Annotated in this window: 18 protein-coding genes; 7 read left to right on the forward strand and 11 right to left on the reverse strand. The window is 71.3% G+C overall.

Features of this window, described 5'->3' with window-relative positions; genetic code table 11:
* Positions 1 to 6: 6 nt before the first annotated feature.
* Positions 7 to 1,200 carry an argininosuccinate synthase gene (locus tag ABZ848_RS31370; RefSeq protein ID WP_360837339.1) on the reverse strand — a complete coding sequence of 398 codons (1,194 nt, stop codon included), beginning with the start codon at positions 1,198 to 1,200 and terminating at the stop codon, positions 7 to 9.
* 195 nt (positions 1,201 to 1,395) lie between these two features.
* Here ABZ848_RS31370 and ABZ848_RS31375 point away from each other — a divergent pair, with 195 nt between their 5' ends.
* Positions 1,396 to 2,274, forward strand: coding sequence for a hypothetical protein (locus tag ABZ848_RS31375; protein ID WP_360837341.1), 879 nt, complete (start codon positions 1,396 to 1,398; stop codon positions 2,272 to 2,274).
* 147 nt (positions 2,275 to 2,421) lie between these two features.
* On the forward strand, positions 2,422 to 3,129 hold the full coding sequence (locus ABZ848_RS31380; RefSeq protein ID WP_360837343.1) for a L,D-transpeptidase family protein: 708 nt from the start codon (positions 2,422 to 2,424) through the stop codon (positions 3,127 to 3,129).
* Here ABZ848_RS31380 and ABZ848_RS31385 read toward each other — a convergent pair.
* Entirely contained in the window at positions 3,116 to 4,570 is a 1,455-nt protein-coding gene (locus ABZ848_RS31385; RefSeq protein WP_360837345.1) for a HAMP domain-containing sensor histidine kinase, read from the reverse strand. The genes ABZ848_RS31380 and ABZ848_RS31385 overlap by 14 nt on opposite strands.
* Positions 4,567 to 5,307, reverse strand: a complete 741-nt coding sequence (locus ABZ848_RS31390; RefSeq protein ID WP_360837346.1) for a response regulator transcription factor — start codon at positions 5,305 to 5,307, stop codon at positions 4,567 to 4,569. The genes ABZ848_RS31385 and ABZ848_RS31390 overlap by 4 nt, the downstream gene beginning before the upstream one ends.
* Positions 5,308 to 5,456: 149 nt before the next feature.
* Between ABZ848_RS31390 and ABZ848_RS31395 the strand changes: the two genes are divergently transcribed.
* The 5 genes from ABZ848_RS31395 to ABZ848_RS31415 all read left to right on the forward strand — a co-directional run bounded on the left by ABZ848_RS31395 (position 5,457) and on the right by ABZ848_RS31415 (position 10,371).
* Positions 5,457 to 6,809 carry a ferredoxin reductase family protein gene (locus ABZ848_RS31395; protein ID WP_360837348.1) on the forward strand — a complete coding sequence of 451 codons (1,353 nt, stop codon included), beginning with the start codon at positions 5,457 to 5,459 and terminating at the stop codon, positions 6,807 to 6,809.
* An 18-nt stretch (positions 6,810 to 6,827) separates the two neighbouring features.
* Positions 6,828 to 7,304 (forward strand): FMN-binding protein, encoded by a 477-nt coding sequence (locus ABZ848_RS31400; RefSeq protein ID WP_360837350.1) that lies wholly within the window; start codon positions 6,828 to 6,830, stop codon positions 7,302 to 7,304.
* Between the two features lie 76 nt (positions 7,305 to 7,380).
* Positions 7,381 to 8,763 (forward strand): ferredoxin reductase family protein, encoded by a 1,383-nt coding sequence (locus ABZ848_RS31405; RefSeq protein WP_360837352.1) that lies wholly within the window; start codon positions 7,381 to 7,383, stop codon positions 8,761 to 8,763.
* A gap of 29 nt (positions 8,764 to 8,792) precedes the next feature.
* Positions 8,793 to 9,575 (forward strand): FMN-binding protein, encoded by a 783-nt coding sequence (locus ABZ848_RS31410; RefSeq protein ID WP_360837354.1) that lies wholly within the window; start codon positions 8,793 to 8,795, stop codon positions 9,573 to 9,575.
* Between the two features lie 58 nt (positions 9,576 to 9,633).
* Complete coding sequence (locus ABZ848_RS31415; protein WP_360837356.1) at positions 9,634 to 10,371, forward strand: FAD:protein FMN transferase; 738 nt, start codon at positions 9,634 to 9,636, stop codon at positions 10,369 to 10,371.
* A gap of 6 nt (positions 10,372 to 10,377) precedes the next feature.
* Here the strand turns inward: ABZ848_RS31415 and ABZ848_RS31420 are convergent, their stop codons facing one another.
* From ABZ848_RS31420 to ABZ848_RS31455, 8 genes are read right to left on the reverse strand one after another with little or no spacing between them, the layout of a single operon-like run.
* Positions 10,378 to 10,917 (reverse strand): arginine repressor, encoded by a 540-nt coding sequence (locus ABZ848_RS31420; RefSeq protein WP_360837357.1) that lies wholly within the window; start codon positions 10,915 to 10,917, stop codon positions 10,378 to 10,380.
* Between the two features lie 7 nt (positions 10,918 to 10,924).
* Positions 10,925 to 12,124: an acetylornithine transaminase gene (locus tag ABZ848_RS31425; protein ID WP_360837358.1), complete on the reverse strand. Its 1,200-nt coding sequence runs from the start codon at positions 12,122 to 12,124 to the stop codon at positions 10,925 to 10,927.
* Complete coding sequence (argB, locus tag ABZ848_RS31430; protein WP_360837360.1) at positions 12,121 to 13,029, reverse strand: acetylglutamate kinase; 909 nt, start codon at positions 13,027 to 13,029, stop codon at positions 12,121 to 12,123. The genes ABZ848_RS31425 and argB overlap by 4 nt, the downstream gene beginning before the upstream one ends.
* The gene (gene argJ / locus ABZ848_RS31435; protein WP_360837362.1) at positions 13,026 to 14,177 is read right to left on the reverse strand and encodes a bifunctional glutamate N-acetyltransferase/amino-acid acetyltransferase ArgJ; all 1,152 of its coding nucleotides are present in this window, start codon (positions 14,175 to 14,177) and stop codon (positions 13,026 to 13,028) included. Before argJ ends, argB begins: the two co-directional genes overlap by 4 nt.
* Positions 14,174 to 15,202, reverse strand: a complete 1,029-nt coding sequence (gene argC, locus ABZ848_RS31440) for an N-acetyl-gamma-glutamyl-phosphate reductase (RefSeq protein ID WP_360837363.1) — start codon at positions 15,200 to 15,202, stop codon at positions 14,174 to 14,176. Before argC ends, argJ begins: the two co-directional genes overlap by 4 nt.
* Positions 15,203 to 15,247: 45 nt before the next feature.
* Complete coding sequence (locus ABZ848_RS31445) at positions 15,248 to 15,640, reverse strand: GtrA family protein (RefSeq protein ID WP_360837365.1); 393 nt, start codon at positions 15,638 to 15,640, stop codon at positions 15,248 to 15,250.
* A complete protein-coding gene (locus ABZ848_RS31450) occupies positions 15,640 to 16,590 on the reverse strand; it encodes a glycosyltransferase family 2 protein (RefSeq protein ID WP_360837367.1) in 951 nt (316 codons plus the stop codon). Before ABZ848_RS31450 ends, ABZ848_RS31445 begins: the two co-directional genes overlap by 1 nt.
* Before the next feature lie 21 nt (positions 16,591 to 16,611).
* Positions 16,612 to 19,341, reverse strand: coding sequence for a YfhO family protein (locus ABZ848_RS31455; protein WP_360837369.1), 2,730 nt, complete (start codon positions 19,339 to 19,341; stop codon positions 16,612 to 16,614).
* Between the last annotated feature and the right edge of the window lie 9 nt (positions 19,342 to 19,350).

Here is a 19,350-nt window from a genome sequence, read left to right on the forward strand (position 1 = left end):
GGAACTTCAGGCCAGGTCGCGCTTGGACGCGATCTTCGCCGACAGACTGTAGATGTCGATGAAGCCCTTGGCCGCGGACTGGTCGAAGGTGTCACCAGTGTCGTACGTCGCGAGGTCGAAGTCGTACAGGGACGACGCGGAACGCCGGCCCGTCACGACCGCCCGGCCGCCGTGCAGGGTCATGCGGATGTCGCCGTTCACGTGCTCGTTGGCCTCGTCGACGAAGCCGTCGAGCGCCCGCTTGAGCGGGGAGAACCACTGGCCGTCGTAGACGAGTTCGCCCCAGCGCTGCTCCACCTGCCGCTTGTAGCGGGCGAGTTCGCGCTCGACGGTGACGTTCTCCAGCTCCTGGTGGGCGGTGATCAGGGCGATCGCGCCCGGGGCCTCGTACACCTCGCGGGACTTGATGCCCACCAGGCGGTCCTCGACCATGTCGATCCGGCCGACGCCCTGGGCGCCGGCGCGCTCGTTCAGCTGCTGGATCGCCTGGAGGACGGTGACGGGCCTGCCGTCGATGGCGACCGGGGCGCCCTTCTCGAAGGTGACGATCACCTCGTCGGGCTCGCGGGCCACGGCCGGGTTCTGCGTGTACTCGTAGACGTCCTCGATCGGCGCGTTCCAGATGTCCTCCAGGAAGCCCGTCTCGACGGCGCGTCCGAAGACGTTCTGGTCGATGGAGTACGGGGACTTCCTGGTGGTGGCGATCGGGAGCTGCTTCTGCTCGCAGAACGCGATCGCCCTGTCGCGGGTCATCGCGTAGTCGCGGACCGGGGCGATGCACCTGAGGCCGGGGGCGAGGGCGGCGATGCCGGCCTCGAAGCGGACCTGGTCGTTGCCCTTGCCGGTGCAGCCGTGGGCGACGGTCGTGGCTCCGTGCTTCTTCGCGGCGGCGACGAGGTGCTTGACGATCGTCGGCCGGGAGAGCGCGGAGACCAGCGGATAGCGGTCCATGTAGAGGGCGTTGGCCTTGATCGCCGGGAGGCAGTACTCCTCGGCGAACTCGTCCTTGGCGTCGGCGACTTCGGCCTCCACGGCGCCGCAGGCGAGGGCGCGCTTGCGGATGACGTCCAGGTCCTCGCCGCCCTGGCCGACGTCCACCGCGACCGCGATGACCTCGGCGCCGGTCTCCTCGGCGATCCAGCCGATGGCGACGGAGGTGTCCAGACCGCCGGAGTAGGCGAGTACGACGCGCTCGGTCACGGGGGTGCTCCTTCCATCGCGTTCCACTCTCATGCATGAGTATGCAGAGTTATGCATGATTCGTCAATCTGACGGGGGCTTGAACACGCGCAACCGCTTTCCCGTACCTCTCGCCGAACGCAGGCGCCGCGTTTGTACACCCCAGCCACACACCAGTGACCCAACCGTCACCCCACACCCGAGTGAGGCATCCGCATGTCCAGGGCTCTCCCGAAGTACAACAAGCGTCGCGTCGCGATCATCGGCGGCGCTGCCGCGGTGGCGCTGTCCGGAGCGGTCATCGCCGGTACCGCCCTCGCCGGGACACCGTCCAAGAGCAGCGGGGACAACGCCCGCACCCTGGCCGCGTCCCCGGGCACCATCACCTGCCCGGACGTCGCATCCCAGCTCCCGGCGATCCCCGCCTCCGCCCAGGCCGAGGTCACCCGCAACCTCACACTGCTGCAGACGCAGATCGACGAGGCCAACAAGCGACTGGTCGACACCGTGGGCCAGGGCGGCGACAACTTCGTCCAGAACGCCATCCTCGGCCCCCTGGAGGACAAGCGGATCGCCACCATCAACCGCATCGCCACGGCCATCGGGCGTACGGCGGACAAGCCGCAGGGCCTGGACGCGCTCGCGCCCTGCACGCTCAACGCCGACGGCGCGGCCGGCTCGGGTGCCGAGACCGGTACCGACACGGGTGCGGACACGGGCACGGGCGCGGAGGCCACGGCCACTCCGAGCGAGACCGCTTCGGCGGCGGACGACACGGGGGCCGGCGCCGACGCCTCCGCGGCGGGCACGATCACCTGCCCGGACGTCGCCTCCCAGCTCCCCGCGATCCCCGCCTCCGCCCAGGCCGAGGTCACCCGCAACCTCACGCTGCTGCAGACCCAGATCGACGAGGCCAACAAGCGACTGGTCGACACGGTCGGTCAGGGCGGCGACAACTTCGTCCAGAACGCCATCCTCGGCCCGCTCGCCGACAAGCGGAAGTCGACGATCGACCGCATCGCCATCGCGATCGGCCGTACGGCGGACAAGCCGACCGGCCTGGACTCGCTGGCTGCCTGCACGCTCACCAAGTGACGTGACAGGCGCTGTGGCCGCCCCGTTTGTGCGCCGGCCGGGGCGGCCACGGCGGGGGTCCGGCGGCCTCCCCGCAACCGGGGCCCGACGAGCCTGGATGGCCCATTCGCGGTGCCGTGGCCGCCTTCGCCGTCTACGGTCTGAGCCATGCGAAGCGCTCTCGCCGCCGGTGCCCTGATGTCCGCGTCCCTTCTCGTGCTCGGCGCGGCGGCGCCGAGCGTCGCCGTCCCGCCGCTGCCCGCACGGATGGCCGACACCGGGGGCGGCACGCAGCTGATCACCGCCGTGGCCGCGAAGGCGAGCTCGACGACGGGCACGGTGACGTGGTGGGACCTGCGCAACGGGCAGTGGGTGAAGGCCGGTTCGGCCGCCGCCCGGTTCGGGGCGAAGGGACTCGTCGAGGGCACCGAGCGCAAACAGGGCACGAACACCACGCCCACCGGCCTGTACGACCTTCCCTTCGCGTTCGGCATCAAGGCGGCCCCGAGCGGCACCACCTACAAGTACCGCGCGGTGCACAGCAGTTCATGGTGGTGCGAGGACAACGACTCCCGCTCGTACAACCGTTGGACCGAGCCCCTCGCGGCCGACTGCCGGGCCTCCGAGTCGGAGCGGCTCGGCGCGTACCCGACGCAGTACGCGTACGCGCTCGTCATCGGCTTCAACTACCGCACGCCGGTGCGCAAGCGGGGAGCCGGCATCTTCCTCCACGTCAACGGGCGTGGGGCGACGGCCGGTTGTGTGTCCGTGGCCGGCGACGCCATGAAGGCGATCCTCAAGTGGGCGACTCCGGGGAAGAAGCCGCACATCGCGATCGGGACGACCGGCGGAAGTACGGTCATCACCCAGTACTGAGCCGTACGGAGAACGTGGTCGAGCCGGGCCTGCTCTCCAGGGTCACGCTTCCGTCGTGTGCCTCCGCGACCGCGGCCACGATCGACAGGCCCAGGCCCGCGCCTCCCGTGGCCTCCTTGGTGCGGCGGTCGGCCCGGGTGAAGCGTTCGAAGACGCCCGGGCGGATGTCCTCGGGGACGCCGGGGCCGTCGTCGTGGACCTGGAGCAGCGCCGTGGTGCCGTCCGTCTCCAGGGTCACCGTGACCTTCGTGCCGACGGGCGTGTGCAAACGCGCGTTGGCCAACAGGTTGGCCAACACCTGTTGCAGGCGGTGTTCGTCGCCGGTGACCGTGACCGGGTCCTCCGGGAGGTCCAGTTCCCAGCGGTGATCGGGGCCCGCGGCCCGCGCGTCGGTCACCGAGTCCAGCACCAGCCGGGTGAGGTCCACCGGCTCGGACGCCAGGGGGCGGCCCGCGTCCAGGCGGGCCAGGAGCAGCAGGTCGTCCACCATCGCGCCCATCCGGGACGACTCGGCGGCGATGCGCTCCAGCGCTCGGGTGATCTCCGGCGGGACCGGGCCGGGGTGCAGCAGCGCCAGTTCCGCGTGGCCGCGGACCGAGGCGACCGGGGTCCGCAGCTCGTGGCTGGCGTCGGCCGCGAAGCTGCGCAGCCGCTCCTCGCTGGCGTGCCGTTTCGTCAGCGCGTCCTCGACATGGCCCAGCATCCGGTTGAAGGCGCCGGCGACCCGGCCCACCTCGCTGCGCGGGTCGGACTCCGGGGCCCGCGGCGGCAGCGCCACCTCTCCGCTGGCCAGCGGGAGTTCACTGACCCGGGTGGCGGTCGCCGCGACCCGGCTCAGCGGGCGCAGCGACCAGCGCACCCACAGGGCGCCCGCGACGCCCGCGAGGGTGAGGGCGGCGCCGAAGACGATCCCGGCGACCAGTTCGAGGCGGTGGACGGTGGCCTCCACCGGCTCCAGGGGCAGGCCGGTGATCAGGACGTCGCCGTCGATGCCCTGGGAGGCGAGGACCCGGTAGTGGTCCAGGGCGGAGAGCTCGACGGTGTGTCCCTTGCCGTCGGCCGGGATCTCGGCGAGCCGTTTCCGGTCGCGGTCGTTCAGGGGGACGCTGTGGGTGCCGTTCGAGCGGACGACCGCCGCGGTGGTGACCGTGCCGTCGACCAGCCTGGCGCCGAAGGTTCCGGTGGACTGGCGGCGGGTGTCGCCGTGCTCGTCGCCGTCGTGGTCGTCCGGGAGCTGCCCGTTGTGCTCCAGGCTGACGGCGAACCGGTTCCCGGCCTGGGTCAGCTGCTCATCGAGCCGGCTGGTGAGGAAGCCCTGCAGCTCGATGACCGCGGCCACCCCGACCGCCGCGCAGCTCACCGCGAGGAGCACCACCAGGCCGACGGTGAGCCGGGCCCGCAGCGTGCGCGGGCGCGGAAGCCGGCGCCACTGGAGCCTCATGGGGTCACCGGCTTGAGCACGTATCCGGCGCCCCGCACCGTGTGGATCATCGGCTCGCGGCCCGCGTCCACCTTCTTGCGCAGGTAGGAGATGTACAGCTCGACCACATGGGCGCGGCCCCCGAAGTCGTACGACCACACACGGTCGAGGATCTGCGCCTTGCTGAGGACGCGGCGCGGGTTGCGCATCAGGAAGCGCAGCAGCTCGAACTCGGTCGGGGACAGTTCGATCAGCGCGCCCGCGCGGGTGACCTCGTGGGAGTCCTCGTCCATGACCAGGTCGCCGACGGTCAGGCGTGGGCCCTCGTCGAGCTGGCGGGCCATGCCGGCGCGGCGCAGCAGGCCGCGCACCCGGGCGACGACCTCCTCCAGGCTGAAGGGCTTGGTGACGTAGTCGTCGCCGCCCGCGGTGATGCCCGCGACGCGGTCCTCGACGGCGTCCCGCGCGGTGAGGAAGAGGACGCAGACGTCCGGTTTCACGGCATGCAGGGAGCGCAGCACGGCGAAGCCGTCGGTGTCGGGGAGCATCACGTCGAGCACGACCGCGTCCGGCATCAGCTCACGGGCCTCGGTGAGCGCGCTCGCGCCGTCGCCGGCCGAGCGGACCTGCCAGCCCTCGTAGCGCAGGGCGCCGGAGAGCACCTCGGCGAGGTCCGGGTCGTCGTCGACGACGAGGACGCGCAGCGGGGTGCCGTCGGGGCGGGTGAGGGCGGGTCGGCCGGAGCGGGTGGTGTTCATCGCCCTACCAGGATCACCCCTCGGACGGGCCGAGGGCGCCGCCGGATGCTCTGAGTTTCCTCTGAGTGGGCTCTGCGGGCGCCGGTTCAGAGGGTCCTGAGAAGTTCGCGCTGCACAGTTGCGTCCGGAACAGGCGAAAGGACGCACACATGACCACCGTGTACGAGCGGCGGACGGCACCGGCCGTGGCGCCGGCCGCGCGACGCTCCCCCGCGGGCGCCGTGCTCGCCCTGCTGTGGGCCGGGGCGGCGGCCGTGGTCGCCCTGTGGTGGGCGGACACCGGCTCCGTGGTCGGGTCGGCCGGCTGGCTGACCGGGGCCGGGCGGATCGCCGGGCTGCTGTGCGGGTACGCCTGCGCGGTCCTCGTCGGCATGATGGCGCGGGTGCCGCTGCTGGAGCGGCGGATCGGCTCCGACCGGGTGGCCCGCTGGCACGCGATGGCCGGCCGCTACACCGTCTGCCTGCTGCTCGCGCACATCACGCTGATCCTCCTCGGGTACGCCGCCCAGGACCGCGCCTCCCTCTGGCACGAGACGGTCACCGTCGTCCTGGACTACCCGGACATGCTGAAGGCCACCTTCGGCACGCTGATCCTCTTCGCGGTCGGCATCACCTCGGCCCGCGCGGTGCGCCGCCGTACCAGCTACGAGTTCTGGTACTACGTCCATCTGCTCACCTACGCGGCCGTGTTCCTGGCCTTCTTCCACCAGCTCACGCTCGGCAACGAGTTCAACGGGCACGCCGGTGCGACGGCCGCCTGGTACACGCTCTACCTGGGCGTCGCCGCCCTGGTGGTCTGGTTCCGGGTGCTGGTGCCGCTGCGGCTCAACCTGCGGCACCGGATGCGGGTGGAGTCGGTGCACCGGGAGGCGCCAGGCGTGTACTCGGTCGTCGTGAAGGGGCGGCGGCTGGACGAACTCGGGGCGCGCGCCGGGCAGTTCTTCCGCTGGCGGTTCTTCGGCGAGGGCATGGGCTGGACCTCGACGCCGTACTCGCTGTCGGCGCCGCCGCGCCCGGACCTGATGCGGATCACCGTCAAGGCGCTCGGCGACCACAGCGCGGCCGTCTCCCTGCTGCGGCCCGGCACCCGGGTGTGGGCGGAGGGGCCGTACGGCTCGATGACCGAGGACCGGCAGACCTCGGCGAAGTCCCTGCTGATCGGCGCCGGCGTCGGCATCACCCCGCTGCGGGCCCTGTTCGAGACGCTGCCCGGCGAGGTCACCCTGCTGTACCGGGCGCGGACGGCCGAGGACCTCGCGCTGGGCGGGGAGCTGGAGGCCATCGCCCGCTGGCGGGGCGCGAAGGTGCTGTACGCCCTGAACGGGCCGGACGGACGGCGCCCGAGCCTGTCCGCCCAGTCGTTGCGCGCGACCTTCCCCGACCTGGCGGGCCACGACGTATACATATGCGGCCCGCACGGCTTCGCCCGCGAGTTGTACGAGGCGCTGCGCACCGCCGGTGTGCCGGACCGCCGTATCCACCACGAGTCCTTCGAACTCTGAGAGCTGTGAGGCAGCCCCGTGCACGCGTTGAAGAAGAACCGACCCCTGCGCCGGATCGTGCTGGCCAGTGCCGCCACCGTCTCCGGAATGGTGATGCTGCTGTCGCTGAAGCCGCACTCCACTCCGGACGTGGGCCTGGCCGTGCCCGCGCCGTCCAGCAGTTCGAGCGCGTCGGCCGGGTCCAGTGGGTCCAGTGGTTCCAGCGGCTCGACCGGCGTCAGCAAGACGGTGACCGGCGACTCGGTGGACACCCGCTGGGGTCCGGTCCAGGTCAAAATCACGGTCAAGAGCGGCAAGTTGACCGACGTCACCGCGGTCGTCTACCCGACGGAGAACCCGCGGGACCAGGAGATCAACAGCTACGCGATACCGAAGCTGCGCACCGAGGCGCTGCAGGCGCAGAGCGCGGACATCGACACCGTCTCGGGCGCCACGTACACAAGTGAGGGTTACCGCCAGTCACTTCAGTCCGCACTGGACTCGGCAAAGGGCTGAACGCACCGGCGTCACGGCACGTATTCCAGGGCCAAGGGACCACGCCATCCCCCCTTGCCCCCGCCCCGGAGGAATCGTGACCACCACGCTCGCAGGCGGCCGCGCCGCCCGCCGCCAGACGATGCGCCGCATCCGCCCGCGCCGTTCCCCGGCGACCGTCCTGCTGCTCGCCGTGTTCGCAGGCGCGGCGGGCGTGATGTGGCTCTGGTGGCACAACACGCCCTCCATCGCCGACCAGAACGGCAAGATCCTCAACGCGGGCCGGATCACCGGCCTGCTGGCCGGCTATCTGATGGCACTGGTCGTGCTGCAGATGGCCCGCGTGCCCGCCCTGGAACGGCGCGTCGGCTCCGACCGGGTGGCGCGCTGGCACGCGATGAGCGGCCGCTACACGCTCTGCCTGATCGTCGCGCACGTCTTCCTGACCATGTGGGGCTACGCCCTGCAGGCGGGCAAGACGCTCGGCGACATCGTCCAGCAGACGATCGACTCCATCAACCAGCTGCCGGACATGGGCAAGGCGGCCATCGGCACCGGCCTGTTCGTGGTGATCGGCCTGACGTCGATCGGCCCGGTCCGCCGCCGGATCCCGTACGACACCTGGTACCACGTCCATCTGCTGACGTACGCGGCGGTGTTCCTCACCTTCTGGCACCAGATCACCACCGGCAACGACTTCGCCGTCGAGCCCACCGCGAAGACCTTCTGGTACGCGCTGTACGGCTCGGTCACCGCGCTGGTGATCTGGTACCGCATCCTCGTCCCGATCCGGCTGAACATGCGGCACCGCATGCGCGTCGAGGCGGTCATCGAGGAGACCCCGGGCATCGTGTCGGTGCTGATCGGCGGGCGGAAGCTGCACCGGATGGGCGCGGAGGCGGGGCAGTTCTTCCGGTGGCGGTTCCTCGCGCCGGGCATGCGGTTCTCCTCCCACCCGTACTCGCTGTCGGCGGCGCCCCGTCCGGACATGCTGCGGATCACCGTGAAGGCGATCGGCGACCACAGCGCCCGGCTGCGCGAGCTGAGGCCCGGGACCCGGGTGTGGGCCGAGGGGCCGTACGGCGCGATGACCGCGCAGCGGCGCAGCCGCGGCAAGGTGCTGCTGGTCGCCGGTGGCGTGGGCATCACGCCGATGCGGGCGCTGTTCGAGACGCTGCCGGGCGCGGCCGGTGACATCACACTGCTCTACCGGGCCAACACCACGCAGGACCTGGCCCTGTGGGACGAGCTCGCCGCCATCGCCGACGACCGCGGCGCGCGCCTGATGTACGCCGTGAACAGCCCGGACGGGGAGCGCCCCGACATCTCGGCGGACCGGCTGCGGCAGAAGCTGCCGGACATCGAGAAGCACGACGTGTTCATGTGCGGCCCGGCCGGGTTCGCGCAGTCCGTGTACGAAGCACTGCGCGGCGCGGGAGTGCCCGCCCGCCGCATCCATCACGAGTCGTTCGAGATGTGAGCGACGGGACTTCTGGAGACTGGGTACCGATGAAGAAGAGTCACCCCATCCGGCGTGTCGTGCTGGCCACCGCCGCCACCGTCTCGGGTGTCGTGCTGCTGCTGTCACTGAAACCGGCGTCCGACCCGAACGCCCAGGCGGCCGGCGCGGCCCCGCAGCAGACGGCCGCGGCCCAGGAGTCGCCGCAGGGCGGATCCTCGGCGGCCGGCGCAGCGAACGGCACGGTCGACGGCGCCGTGGTGCAGACGGAGTACGGCAACGTCCAGGTACGGCTGACCGTCGCGGGCGGCAAGATCACCAAGGCCGAGGCGATCCAGGCGCCCAAGGGCGGCACCAGCGACCAGAAGACCGCCCTGTCGATCCCCAAGCTGACCCAGGAGACGGTCACCGCGCAGAGCGCGCAGATCGACTCGGTGTCCGGCGCGACGTACACGAGCAACGGCTACAAGCAGTCACTCCAGTCCGCGCTGGACAAGATGAAGGCGAGCAGCACCCCGTCACAGAGCGCGTCGAGCGGCTCCGGGGGCGGCGCGGCCCAGGCCAAGACGGTCACCGGCAAGGTCGTACAGACCCAGTACGGCCCGGTGCAGGTCCGGATCACCGTCGCGAACGGCAAGATCACCAAGGCGGACGCGGTGCAGGCGCCCAAGGGCGGCACCAGCGACCAGAAGACCGCCCTGTCCGTCCCCAAGCTCAACCAGGAGGCGGTGGCGGCCGGCAGCGCGCAGATCGACTCCGTGTCCGGGGCGACGTACACCAGCAACGGCTACAAACAGTCGCTCCAGTCCGCCCTGGACCAGGCCGGTGGCTGAGTCGGTGGCGGAATCCGCAGAAGCTCCCGTCGCGGTGCGCCGGCATGCGGAGGAGGTCATGGGGACCGTCTTCTCCTTCGACGTCCGCGGCGGGGAGCCCGGTGCGGTGCAGGCGGCGCTCGGGGAAGCGATCGCCGGACTGCACCGGGTCAACGAGGTGTTCAGCACCTACCGCGAGGACAGCCAGGTCTCCCGGCTGGCCCGCGGCGAACTGACCGTCGAGGAGTGCGACCCCGAGGTCGCCGAGGTCCTGGAGCTGGGCGCGGAGGCCGAGCGCACGAGCGACGGCTGGTTCAGCCTGCGCTACGAGGGCCGCCTCGACCCGACCGGAATCGTCAAGGGCTGGGCGACGGAACGCGCGGCCCGCCGGCTGCGGGCGGCCGGCGCGACCGGAGTGAGCGTCAACGGCGGCGGGGACGTCCAGATGTACGGCGCCCCGGAGGCGCACCGCCCCTGGCGCGTCGGCGTGGCCGACCCGCTCCGTCCGGGCGGCCTCGCGGCGGTCGTCTCGGCGGCGGGCGCCGACGAGTTGGCAGTCGCGACCTCCGGCACGGCGGAACGCGGCGCCCACATCGTCGACCCCCGCACGGGCCGCTCCGCGGTGACCGACCTGGTCGCGGTGACGGTCGTGGCCCCGAAACTCACCTGGGCGGACTGCTGGGCGACGGCGGCCTTCGCGATGGGTTCGCGGGACGGCCTGCGCTGGCTGGAGTCGTTGCCGGACGTGGAGGCCTTGCTGATCACGGCGGGCGACGAGGTGAGATGCACAGGGGGCCTGGCATCCCGCCTCGGGTGAATGGGTTCAGTGCCCGTTCTGAGCCAGTCTCAGCAGATGCTCCGCCAGCGCCTGGCCTCCGGTCGGGTCGCGGCTGATCAGCAGCAGCGTGTCGTCGCCCGCGATCGTCCCGAGGATGTCGTGCAACTCGGCCTGATCGATGGCCGACGCGAGGAACTGCGCAGCACCCGGCGGCGTCCGTAGCACCACCAGGTTCGCCGACGCCTCCGCGGAGATCAGCAGCTCCTGGGAGAGCCGCCGCATCCGCTCCTCCTTCGCCGACTCCCCCAGCGGTGCCCGGGGGGTCCGGAAACCCCCCTCGCTGGGCACCGCGTAGATCAGGTCGCCGTCGGTGTTGCGGATCTTCACCGCGTTCAGCTCGTCGAGGTCCCGGCTGAGCGTCGCCTGTGTGACCGTCAGCCCGTCGTCGGCCAGCAGCTTCGCCAACTGGCTCTGCGAGCGGACCGGTTGCCGGTTGAGGATGTCCACGATCCGGCGATGCCGCGCGGTGCGCGTCTGCGGCACGGCGGGCCCCGCGTGCTGTGCGTCGTCCTGCGCCTGACTCATCGTCGTCTCATTCTCCGGATCGTCCGTCCCCGTAGGCGTCGTCCAGGATGCCGGGCAGCGCCCCGAGGAACGCGTCCGCCTCACCGTCCCCGAGCGTCAGCGGCGGCATCAGCCGTACGACGTCGGCGGCTGGCGCGTTCACCAGGAAACCGGCCTCCTGGGCCGCCTGCTGCACCTTCGGCGCGAGCGGCCCGGTGAGCACGATACCCAGGAGAAGCCCCGCGCCCCGGACATGGCCGATCAACGGGTGGCCCAGAGACTCGATTCCGTCCCGCAGCCTGCCGCTCTGCCGCTTGACGTTCTCCAGCAACCCCTCGTTCTCGATCGTGTCGAGCACGGCGAGTCCCGCGGCGCAGGCGACCGGGTTGCCGCCGAAGGTCGTGCCGTGGTGCCCCGGCTGCAGCAGCTCCGCGGCCCGCCCGAACGCGACGGTCGCGCCCAGCGGCAGCCCACCGCCGAGCCCCTTCGCGAGCGTGACCACGTCCGGCAGCACGCCCTCGTGGGCCTGGTACTCGAACCAGTTCCCGGTCCGGCCGATCCCGGTCTGCACCTCGTCCAGGACCAGCAGCGCACCGTGTGCGGCGGTGATCGCCCGGGCCGCCTTGAGGTAGCCGGCGGGCGGGACCACGACCCCGTTCTCGCCCTGGATCGGCTCGATGATCACGAGCGCGGTCTCCTCGGTGACGGCGGCCGCGAGGGCCTGCGCGTCGCCGTACGGGACATGCGTGACGTCGCCGGGCAGCGGCAGGAACGGCTCCTGCTTGCCGGGCTGGCCGGTGAGCGCGAGGGCGCCCATCGTCCGGCCGTGGAAGCCGCCCTGGGTCGCGACCATGTGGGTGCGCCCGGTGAGCCGGCCGATCTTGAAGGCGCCCTCGTTGGCCTCGGCCCCGGAGTTGCAGAAGAAGACCTTGCCGTCCCGCCCGAAGAGCTGGAGCAGCTTCTCGGCGAGCGCGACGGGCGGCTCGGCGATGAACAGGTTGGAGACATGGCCGAGCGAGGCGATCTGCGTGCTCACGGCCTCGACGATCGCCGGGTGGGCGTGCCCGAGCGCGTTGACCGCGATGCCGCCGACGAAGTCGGTGTACTCCTTGCCGTCGGCGTCCCACAACTTGGCGCCGGCGCCGCGCACGAGGGGCAGCCGGGGGGTGCCGTAGTTGTTCATGAGCGAGCCCTGCCACCGCTGGGTCAGGTCTGCGTTCGCGGTCATTCGGCATCCCCCTCTTCGGCATCGGGCACGACCATCGTGCCGATGCCCTCGTCGGTGAAGATCTCCAGCAGGATCGAGTGCTGGACCCGGCCGTCGATGACGCGGGCGGTGTTGACGCCGCCTCGTACGGCGTGCAGACAGCCCTCCATCTTCGGCACCATGCCGGAGCTCAACTCCGGCAGCAGCTTCTCCAGTTGGGAAGCCGTGAGGCGGCTGATCACCTCGTCGCTGTTCGGCCAGTCCTCGTAGAGACCCTCGACGTCCGTGAGGACCATGAGAGTCTCCGCTCCAAGAGCAGCAGCGAGTGCCGCAGCCGCCGTGTCAGCATTGACGTTGTAGACATGTCCGTCGTCCTGGCTACGGGCGATCGACGAGACGACCGGGATCCGGCCGTCGGCGAGCAGTGCCTCGATCGCGCCCGTGTCGATCTCGGTGATCTCGCCCACCCGCCCGATGTCGACCAACTCCCCGTCGATCTCGGGCTGGTGCTTGGTGGCGGTGATGGTGTGCGCGTCCTCGCCGGTCAACCCGACGGCCAGCGGCCCGTGTTCGTTGAGCAGGTTGACCAGCTCGCGCTGCACCTGCCCGGCCAGCACCATCCGTACGACGTCCATGGCGTCCTCGGTGGTGACGCGCAGGCCGGCCTTGAACTCGCTGACGATGCCGTGCTTGTCGAGGGCGGCGCTGATCTGCGGGCCGCCGCCGTGCACGACGACGGGTTTGAGCCCGGCGTGGTGCAGGAAGACGACGTCCTGGGCGAACGCGGCCTTGAGGTCCTCGTCGATCATGGCGTTGCCGCCGAACTTGATGACGACCGTCCTGCCGTTGTGCTTGACCAGCCAGGGCAGCGCCTCGATGAGGATCTGGGCCTTGGGGAGCGCGGTGTGCTTACGCGTGGTGCTCATGATGAATAGGCGCTGTTCTCGTGGACGTAGTCGGCGGTGAGGTCGTTGGTCCAGATGGTGGCGGTCTCGGACCCGGCGGCGAGGTCGGCGACGATGTGCACCTCGCGGTAGCGCATGTCGACCTTGTCGCGGTCCTCGCCGACTCCGCCGGCCTTGCAGACCCAGACGCCGTTGATGGCGACGTTCAACCGGTCGGGCTCGAAGGCGGCCTTGGTGGTGCCGATGGCGCTCAGCACCCGGCCCCAGTTGGGGTCCTCGCCGTGGATCGCGCACTTGAGGAGGTTGTTGCGGGCGATGGAGCGGCCCACCTCGACGGCGTCGTCCTCGCTCGCCGCGTTGACGACCTCCACCTTGATGTCCTTGCTGGCGCCCTCGGCGTCCCGGATCAGCTGCTGGCCGAGGTCGTCGCAGACCTGCCGTACCGCCTCCGCGAACTCCTCGTACTCCGGGGTGACTTCGGAGGCGCCGGACGCGAGCAGCAGCACGGTGTCGTTGGTGGACATGCAGCCGTCGGAGTCGACGCGGTCGAAGGTGGTGCGGGTGGCGGCCCGAAGTGCCTTGTCCAGTACGTCGCTCTCGACGACCGCGTCCGTGGTGAGGACGACCAGCATGGTGGCGAGGCCAGGGGCGAGCATGCCCGCGCCCTTGGCCATGCCGCCGACGGTCCAGCCGTCCTTGGTGACGACGGACGTCTTGTGGACGGAGTCGGTGGTCTTGATGGCGATGGCGGCCTTCTCGCCGCCGTGCTCGGAGAGTTGGGCGGCCGCCGTCTCGACTCCTGGGAGCAGCTTGTCCATCGGGAGCAGGACGCCGATGAGGCCGGTGGAGCAGACGGCGACCTCGATCGCGCCGCGGCCGAGCACCTCGGCGACCTTCTCGGCGGTCGCGTGGGTGTCCTGGAAGCCCTTGGGGCCCGTACAGGCGTTGGCGCCACCGGAGTTGAGGACGACGGCCGACACCTGGCCGCCCTTCAGCACCTGCTCGGACCACAGCACCGGCGCGGCCTTCACACGGTTGGAGGTGAAGACACCGGCGGCGGCGCGGCGCGGACCGTTGTTGACCACGAGGGCCAGGTCCGGGTTGCCGTTCTCCTTGATCCCGGCGGCGATGCCCGCGGCCGTGAATCCCTTTGCTGCCGTCACGCTCACGGCGCAACTCCGATCGTCGTCAGCCCGGTGGACTCGTCCAGTCCGAGGGCGAGGTTCATGCTCTGGACGGCACCGCCCGCGGTGCCCTTGGTCAGGTTGTCGATGGCGCTGATCGCGATGATGCGGCCGGCGGCCTCGTCGTACGCGACCTGCACCTGAACGGCGTTGGAACCGTAGACGGACGCCGTGGCGGGCCACTGGCCCTCGGGCAGCAGGTGGACGAAGGGCTCGTCGGCGTAGGCCTTCTCGTAGGCGGCGCGGACGGACTCGCCGGTGACCCCGGCGACCGCCTTCGCGCTGCACGTGGCGAGGATGCCGCGGGCCATCGGCGCGAGCGTCGGCGTGAAGGAGACGGACACCCGCTCCCCCGCCGCCCCACTGAGGTTCTGGATGATCTCGGGCGTGTGCCGGTGACCGCCGCCGACGCCGTACGGCGACATGGAGCCCATGACCTCGGAGCCGAGCAGGTGCGGCTTGGGTGCCTTGCCCGCGCCGGAGGTGCCGGAGGCGGCGACGATCACCGCCTCGTTCTCGGCGAGGCCGGCCGCGTAGGCCGGGAACAGTGCCAGCGAGGCGGCCGTGGGGTAGCAACCGGGCACCGCGATGCGCTTGGACCCCTCCAGCGCGGCACGGGCGCCCGGCAGTTCGGGGAGGCCGTAGGGCCAGGTCCCGGCGTGCGCGGAGCCGTAGAACCTCTCCCAGTCGGCCGGGTCCTTCAGCCGGAAGTCGGCGCCCATGTCGACGACCAGGACGTCCGGACCGAGCTGCTCGGCGACGGCGGCGGACTGGCCGTGGGGCAGGGCGAGGAAGACGACCTCGTGGCCGGCGAGGACCTCGGGGGTGGTCTCCTGGAGTGTCCGGTCGGCCAGCGGCAGCAGGTGCGGCTGGAGCGCGCCGAGCTTCTGGCCGGCGTTGGAGTTGCCGGTCAGGGCGCCGATCTCGACCTCGGAGTGCGCGAGGAGCAGACGCAGGAGCTCTCCGCCCGCGTATCCGCTCGCTCCGGCCACCGCCGCACGTACCGCCATGTCATCCTCCTCCTGGACGGCACGACTATACGTAACGCTGCATGTTTATGCAATCCCAGCGGTCTCGACGGTGTCGGCCTTCGGCAGCATGATCCAGCGGGAGACGACGAAGGTCACCGGGATGGCCACCAGGGAGGCGAGCAGCGGGGAGACGCGGCTGCTGAAGTGGAGGAGGTCGACGAGGACGTAGACCCCCGTCGTGGTGATCACGAAATTGGCCGCGTTCGTGAGCGGGAACAGCAGGAATTTCTTCAAGGTCGGACGGGTCCGGTAGGTGAACCGCGCATTGAGGAAAAAGGAACCGGTCATGCTGATGAAGGTCGCGAGAATATGCGCGGCCAGGTAAGGCATGTGCGATAGGAACAGCAGATAGGGCGCGTAATAGGTGCCCGTGTTCAGGACGCCGATGGCCGCGAAGGTGAGCATCTGCCGCGTCATCACTGGATGAGATCCTTCGCTCGCTTCACGTTGCTGGCCTTCACCAGGAAGTGCGGGCGGCCCTTCACCTCGTAGTAGATCCGGCCGGTGTACTCGCCTATGACACCCAGCATGACCATCTGGACCCCGGCGACACCCGTGACGGCCGTGATGATGGTGACATAGCCGGGTGTCTGCACGCCGTTGACGAGGGCCGCGCCCACGATCCAGGCGGTGTAGAGCCCGGCGACCGTCAGCAGGCCCATGCCGAGGTAGAGCGCGGCGCGCAGCGGGCGGTTGTTGAAGGAGAGGACGCCGTCGAGGCCGTAGTTGAGCAGCCCCCTGAAGGTCCAGGAGCTGCGGCCGGCCTCGCGCACGGCGTTCTCGTACTCGAAGGTCGTGCTGGGGAAGCCGACCCACGCGAACAGGCCCTTGGAGAAGCGGTTGTACTCGGTGAGGTCGAGGACCGCGTCCACCACACGGCGGGACATCAGGCGGAAGTCGCCGACGCCGTCGACGAGTTCGACGTCGACCAGGCGGTTGACGAGCCGGTAGTAGAGGCGGGCGGTGAAGGTACGGGCCATGCCGTCGCCGGTCCTGGTGCGGCGGGCGATGACCTGGTCGTGGCCCTGCGCGCGCAGCTCGACCATGCGCTTGATCAGCTCCGGCGGGTGCTGGAGATCCGCGTCCATGACGATCACGCAGTCGCCGGAGGCGTTCCGCAGACCGGCCAGCAGGGCGGCCTCCTTGCCGAAGTTGCGGCTGAAGGACACGTATCGCACGCGTGCGTCGAGGTCGGCGAGGCGCTGCAGTACGTGGAGCGTGCGGTCGCGGCTGCCGTCGTCGACGTACACGAACTCCATGTCGTGGCCGAGCGGAAGGAGTTCCTCCGCGACCTTCTGGACCTCGGTGTGGAAGCTTTCGAGGACTTCTTCCTCGTTGTAACAGGGCGCGACGATCGATATCAGCATGGTTCCCCCTGGTGCACGGGTTCAGCGAGCGCCGGTCACGCGCTCGAGCGGTCGGGCGGGTGCGGTCGTGGGTGCCGGCGCGTGCGGCGCGCGTCGGCGGCGGACGGCGGTGAGGACGCCGAGCAGGCCGAGGGTCAGCAGCGAGGCGCCCCCGACGGTCGCGCCGAGCCGCAGCCCGGGCGGGTGGAAGGTGCAGGTCAGACTGTTCGACGAGCCGTCGAGGGGTACGGCGATCAGGCCGTGGTACGCCTTTGCCGGTACGGCGGTGTCGTCGCCCGCCGCGCAGCGCCAGCCGGCGATGCGCGGGGCCGCGATCACGGCAACCCCCTTGCTGCCCGCGGGGAGTTGGGCCTTGACGGTGGCGTCGTCGACGGAGACCCGGGTGGCGCCGGTGGCCTTGAGGTGCTCGACGGCGGTGTGCAGCGCGGCGGTGTCGAGACAGCCGACGGCGCCCTGCGGGACGCGGCTGTCGCGGTTCGGGGTGAGTTCGATCCGGAGGTTGCCGGAGGCCGGGACCGTGCCGAGGCGCTGCATCGCCGCGATCTTGGTGACCAGGGCGTCGGACCGGAACCGCCCGGTCGGGCCGCCGGTGGTCTGTGCGGTGCCGGAGTAGTGCGGGGCCCAGAGGTAGACCTCGCTGCCGGCCGGGCACTTGGCGGTGATGGTCGGCTTCCCGGTGCCGGCGGGGACGAGCAGCCCGGGGTGCGCGGCGTCGCCCGGGGTCGGGGGCTTGCCGGTGCCGGTGCGGATCGTGATGTGCGGGACGGCGTAGACGCGGGCGCCCAGCAGGAGTTCCTGGTTGCGGTACGGCGACGGGCCCCACTTGCCCGGGGTCGCGGCGGACGGTCGTACCGTCACCAGGGGCGGGACGTCCTGCCGGGTCACCGTCGGGCGGCTGCCGTCCTGCGCGAACCAGTTCTGGTGCGGGTCCGGCGGGGAGTGCACGCGGGCGCCGATGGAGAAGACCGCGTCGGTGACGGGGTTGTCGAGGCTCTGCAGGCTGCGGCCGCGTGAGGTCCAGCCGCCGCCGAGGGCGGAGAGCGTGCGGCTGAGGACGTCCGAGGTGAGGCTGCTGTAGTACTGCGCACCCTCACCGCCCACCACCATGGGGTCGTTGGCGACGGTCTGCTCACGCCCCGGGTCGGTCCGGTACCGCGGCCACGCATCGACCCGCGCGATCACATCGGCCTGCTCCTGCTGCCGGTCACCCCAGGGCGCGTAGTCGTCCATGTGATCGAGCCGCAGCCGACTGGCCTGGGCCGAGGTGGCCATGGCCTCACCGAACTCCCCACCGAACAGGAGGAGTACGGCAAGGACGACGAGGGCGGTGCGGCGGCGGGGGGCCGGGGCGGGGCTGCCTGCGGAGCGGGGCCCGGCGACCGAGCGCGGCTCACTGTCGAAGCGGGGCTCAGCGATGTCCGTGACGCCCTCGGCGGTCGCGCCGCCTCCCCCGGCCGCGTACCGCAGCAACACCAACCCGCCCGCCGCGCCCATCACCGCGAGCCCGAACACCGCCCACGTGACGTGGTGCACCAGCGCGCTCCGGCTCGCCGCAGCCGCGATCAGCGCCAGCAGCGCGCCCGCCGCACCCAGTGCCCGCAGGTCCGGTGGGCCGTACGCGAGGGACTGCCAGGCGGCGATCACCAGGAGGCCGCACAGGACGAAGGCCTGGCGGTACGGGCTGCCCTGGGGCGTGGCGAAGGCGTGCCAGACCAGGTGGGTCGGGCCCCACTGGAGCGACAGCGCCACCGCGGCGACCAGCACCGTCCAGCCCAGACGCGTCCGGCGCGGGACCGCGCGGTGGAAGGGCAGGGCGAGGGCGAGCAGGAGGGCCGCCGTGCCGGCGTAGACGGCCGGGCTGCCGAAGCTGTACGTCGTCGGCAGCAGCCGGGCCAGGAAGTCCTCGGTCGGCACCGGCTTGAAGTCCACGACCCGGCCCGGGTAGGCGTGCTTGGTGCCGAAGTACACGACCGTCACGAGCGGCGCGGCGAGCCCCACGCCCAGGCCGACGGTGAGCGCGGCGCGACCCGCGGTCCGCAGTCGCTGCCGGCTGGAGAGGTCGGCGAGCCACAGCCGGAGCAGCAGCACCAGGCCGGCGGCGAGGGTGGCCATGTAGGCCGTGTAGAAGTTGGCGATCCAGGCGAGGGCCACGATCAGCACGCCGAGCAGCGGCCGCCTGCGCCGCAGCGTCCACTCGCCGACCAGGCACAGCAGCGGGAAGGCGAGCAGTCCGTCGAGCCACATCGGGTTGTACGAGGCGACCGCGAGGCTCCAGCCGCACAGCGCGTACGACGCCCCGAGCAGCCCCGCTCCCCACCAACGGCCGCGGCGCAGGACCAGCAGCAGCCAGGCCATGGCGGCACCGGCGGCCGCCGTCTTCAGCACCGTGATGACGTACACCGCGAGGTCGATCTCGTCCCGCGGGAAGACGCCGACGAGCAGGGCGAACGGGCTGCCGAGGTAGGTGCCCACGTCGGGCAGGAAGCCGGAGCCGAAGCCGGACTGCCAGTTGACGAACAGGCCGCCGTGCGCCCGTCCGTGCAGCAGGTCCCACAGGTGGGCGTGGAAGGGTACGTACTGGTTGCCCAGGTCGTTGACGTCGCGGGTACGGGATCCGAAGGGGTAGCTGCCCGCGAGGGCGTCCGCGGCGCAGAACACGGCGCCGGTGAGCACCGCGGCGAGCAGGGCGGCAGCCCCCTTCGGTGAGAAATGGCCGCTCGAAACGGCTTTGGACAGGGTCGAGCGATCCATTCCTTGGTA

Origin of the sequence: Streptomyces sp. NPDC047081, from assembly GCF_040643775.1 — a bacterium.
Classification (GTDB): Bacteria; Actinomycetota; Actinomycetes; order Streptomycetales; family Streptomycetaceae; genus Streptomyces.

Excerpts from the sequence above, each read along its gene's own strand:
- ABZ848_RS31375 (WP_360837341.1), top strand. The coding sequence starts at position 1,396 with ATGTCCAGGGCTCTCCCGAAGTACAACAAGCGTCGCGTCGCGATCATC.
- ABZ848_RS31380 (WP_360837343.1), top strand. The coding sequence starts at position 2,422 with ATGCGAAGCGCTCTCGCCGCCGGTGCCCTGATGTCCGCGTCCCTTCTC.
- ABZ848_RS31385 (WP_360837345.1), bottom strand. The coding sequence starts at position 4,570 with ATGAGGCTCCAGTGGCGCCGGCTTCCGCGCCCGCGCACGCTGCGGGCC.
- ABZ848_RS31390 (WP_360837346.1), bottom strand. The coding sequence starts at position 5,307 with ATGAACACCACCCGCTCCGGCCGACCCGCCCTCACCCGCCCCGACGGC.
- ABZ848_RS31395 (WP_360837348.1), top strand. The coding sequence starts at position 5,457 with ATGACCACCGTGTACGAGCGGCGGACGGCACCGGCCGTGGCGCCGGCC.
- ABZ848_RS31410 (WP_360837354.1), top strand. The coding sequence starts at position 8,793 with ATGAAGAAGAGTCACCCCATCCGGCGTGTCGTGCTGGCCACCGCCGCC.
- ABZ848_RS31415 (WP_360837356.1), top strand. The coding sequence starts at position 9,634 with ATGGGGACCGTCTTCTCCTTCGACGTCCGCGGCGGGGAGCCCGGTGCG.
- ABZ848_RS31420 (WP_360837357.1), bottom strand. The coding sequence starts at position 10,917 with ATGAGTCAGGCGCAGGACGACGCACAGCACGCGGGGCCCGCCGTGCCG.
- ABZ848_RS31425 (WP_360837358.1), bottom strand. The coding sequence starts at position 12,124 with ATGACCGCGAACGCAGACCTGACCCAGCGGTGGCAGGGCTCGCTCATG.
- argB (WP_360837360.1), bottom strand. The coding sequence starts at position 13,029 with ATGAGCACCACGCGTAAGCACACCGCGCTCCCCAAGGCCCAGATCCTC.
- argC (WP_360837363.1), bottom strand. The coding sequence starts at position 15,202 with ATGGCGGTACGTGCGGCGGTGGCCGGAGCGAGCGGATACGCGGGCGGA.
- ABZ848_RS31445 (WP_360837365.1), bottom strand. The coding sequence starts at position 15,640 with ATGACGCGGCAGATGCTCACCTTCGCGGCCATCGGCGTCCTGAACACG.
- ABZ848_RS31450 (WP_360837367.1), bottom strand. The coding sequence starts at position 16,590 with ATGCTGATATCGATCGTCGCGCCCTGTTACAACGAGGAAGAAGTCCTC.
- ABZ848_RS31455 (WP_360837369.1), bottom strand. The coding sequence starts at position 19,341 with ATGGATCGCTCGACCCTGTCCAAAGCCGTTTCGAGCGGCCATTTCTCA.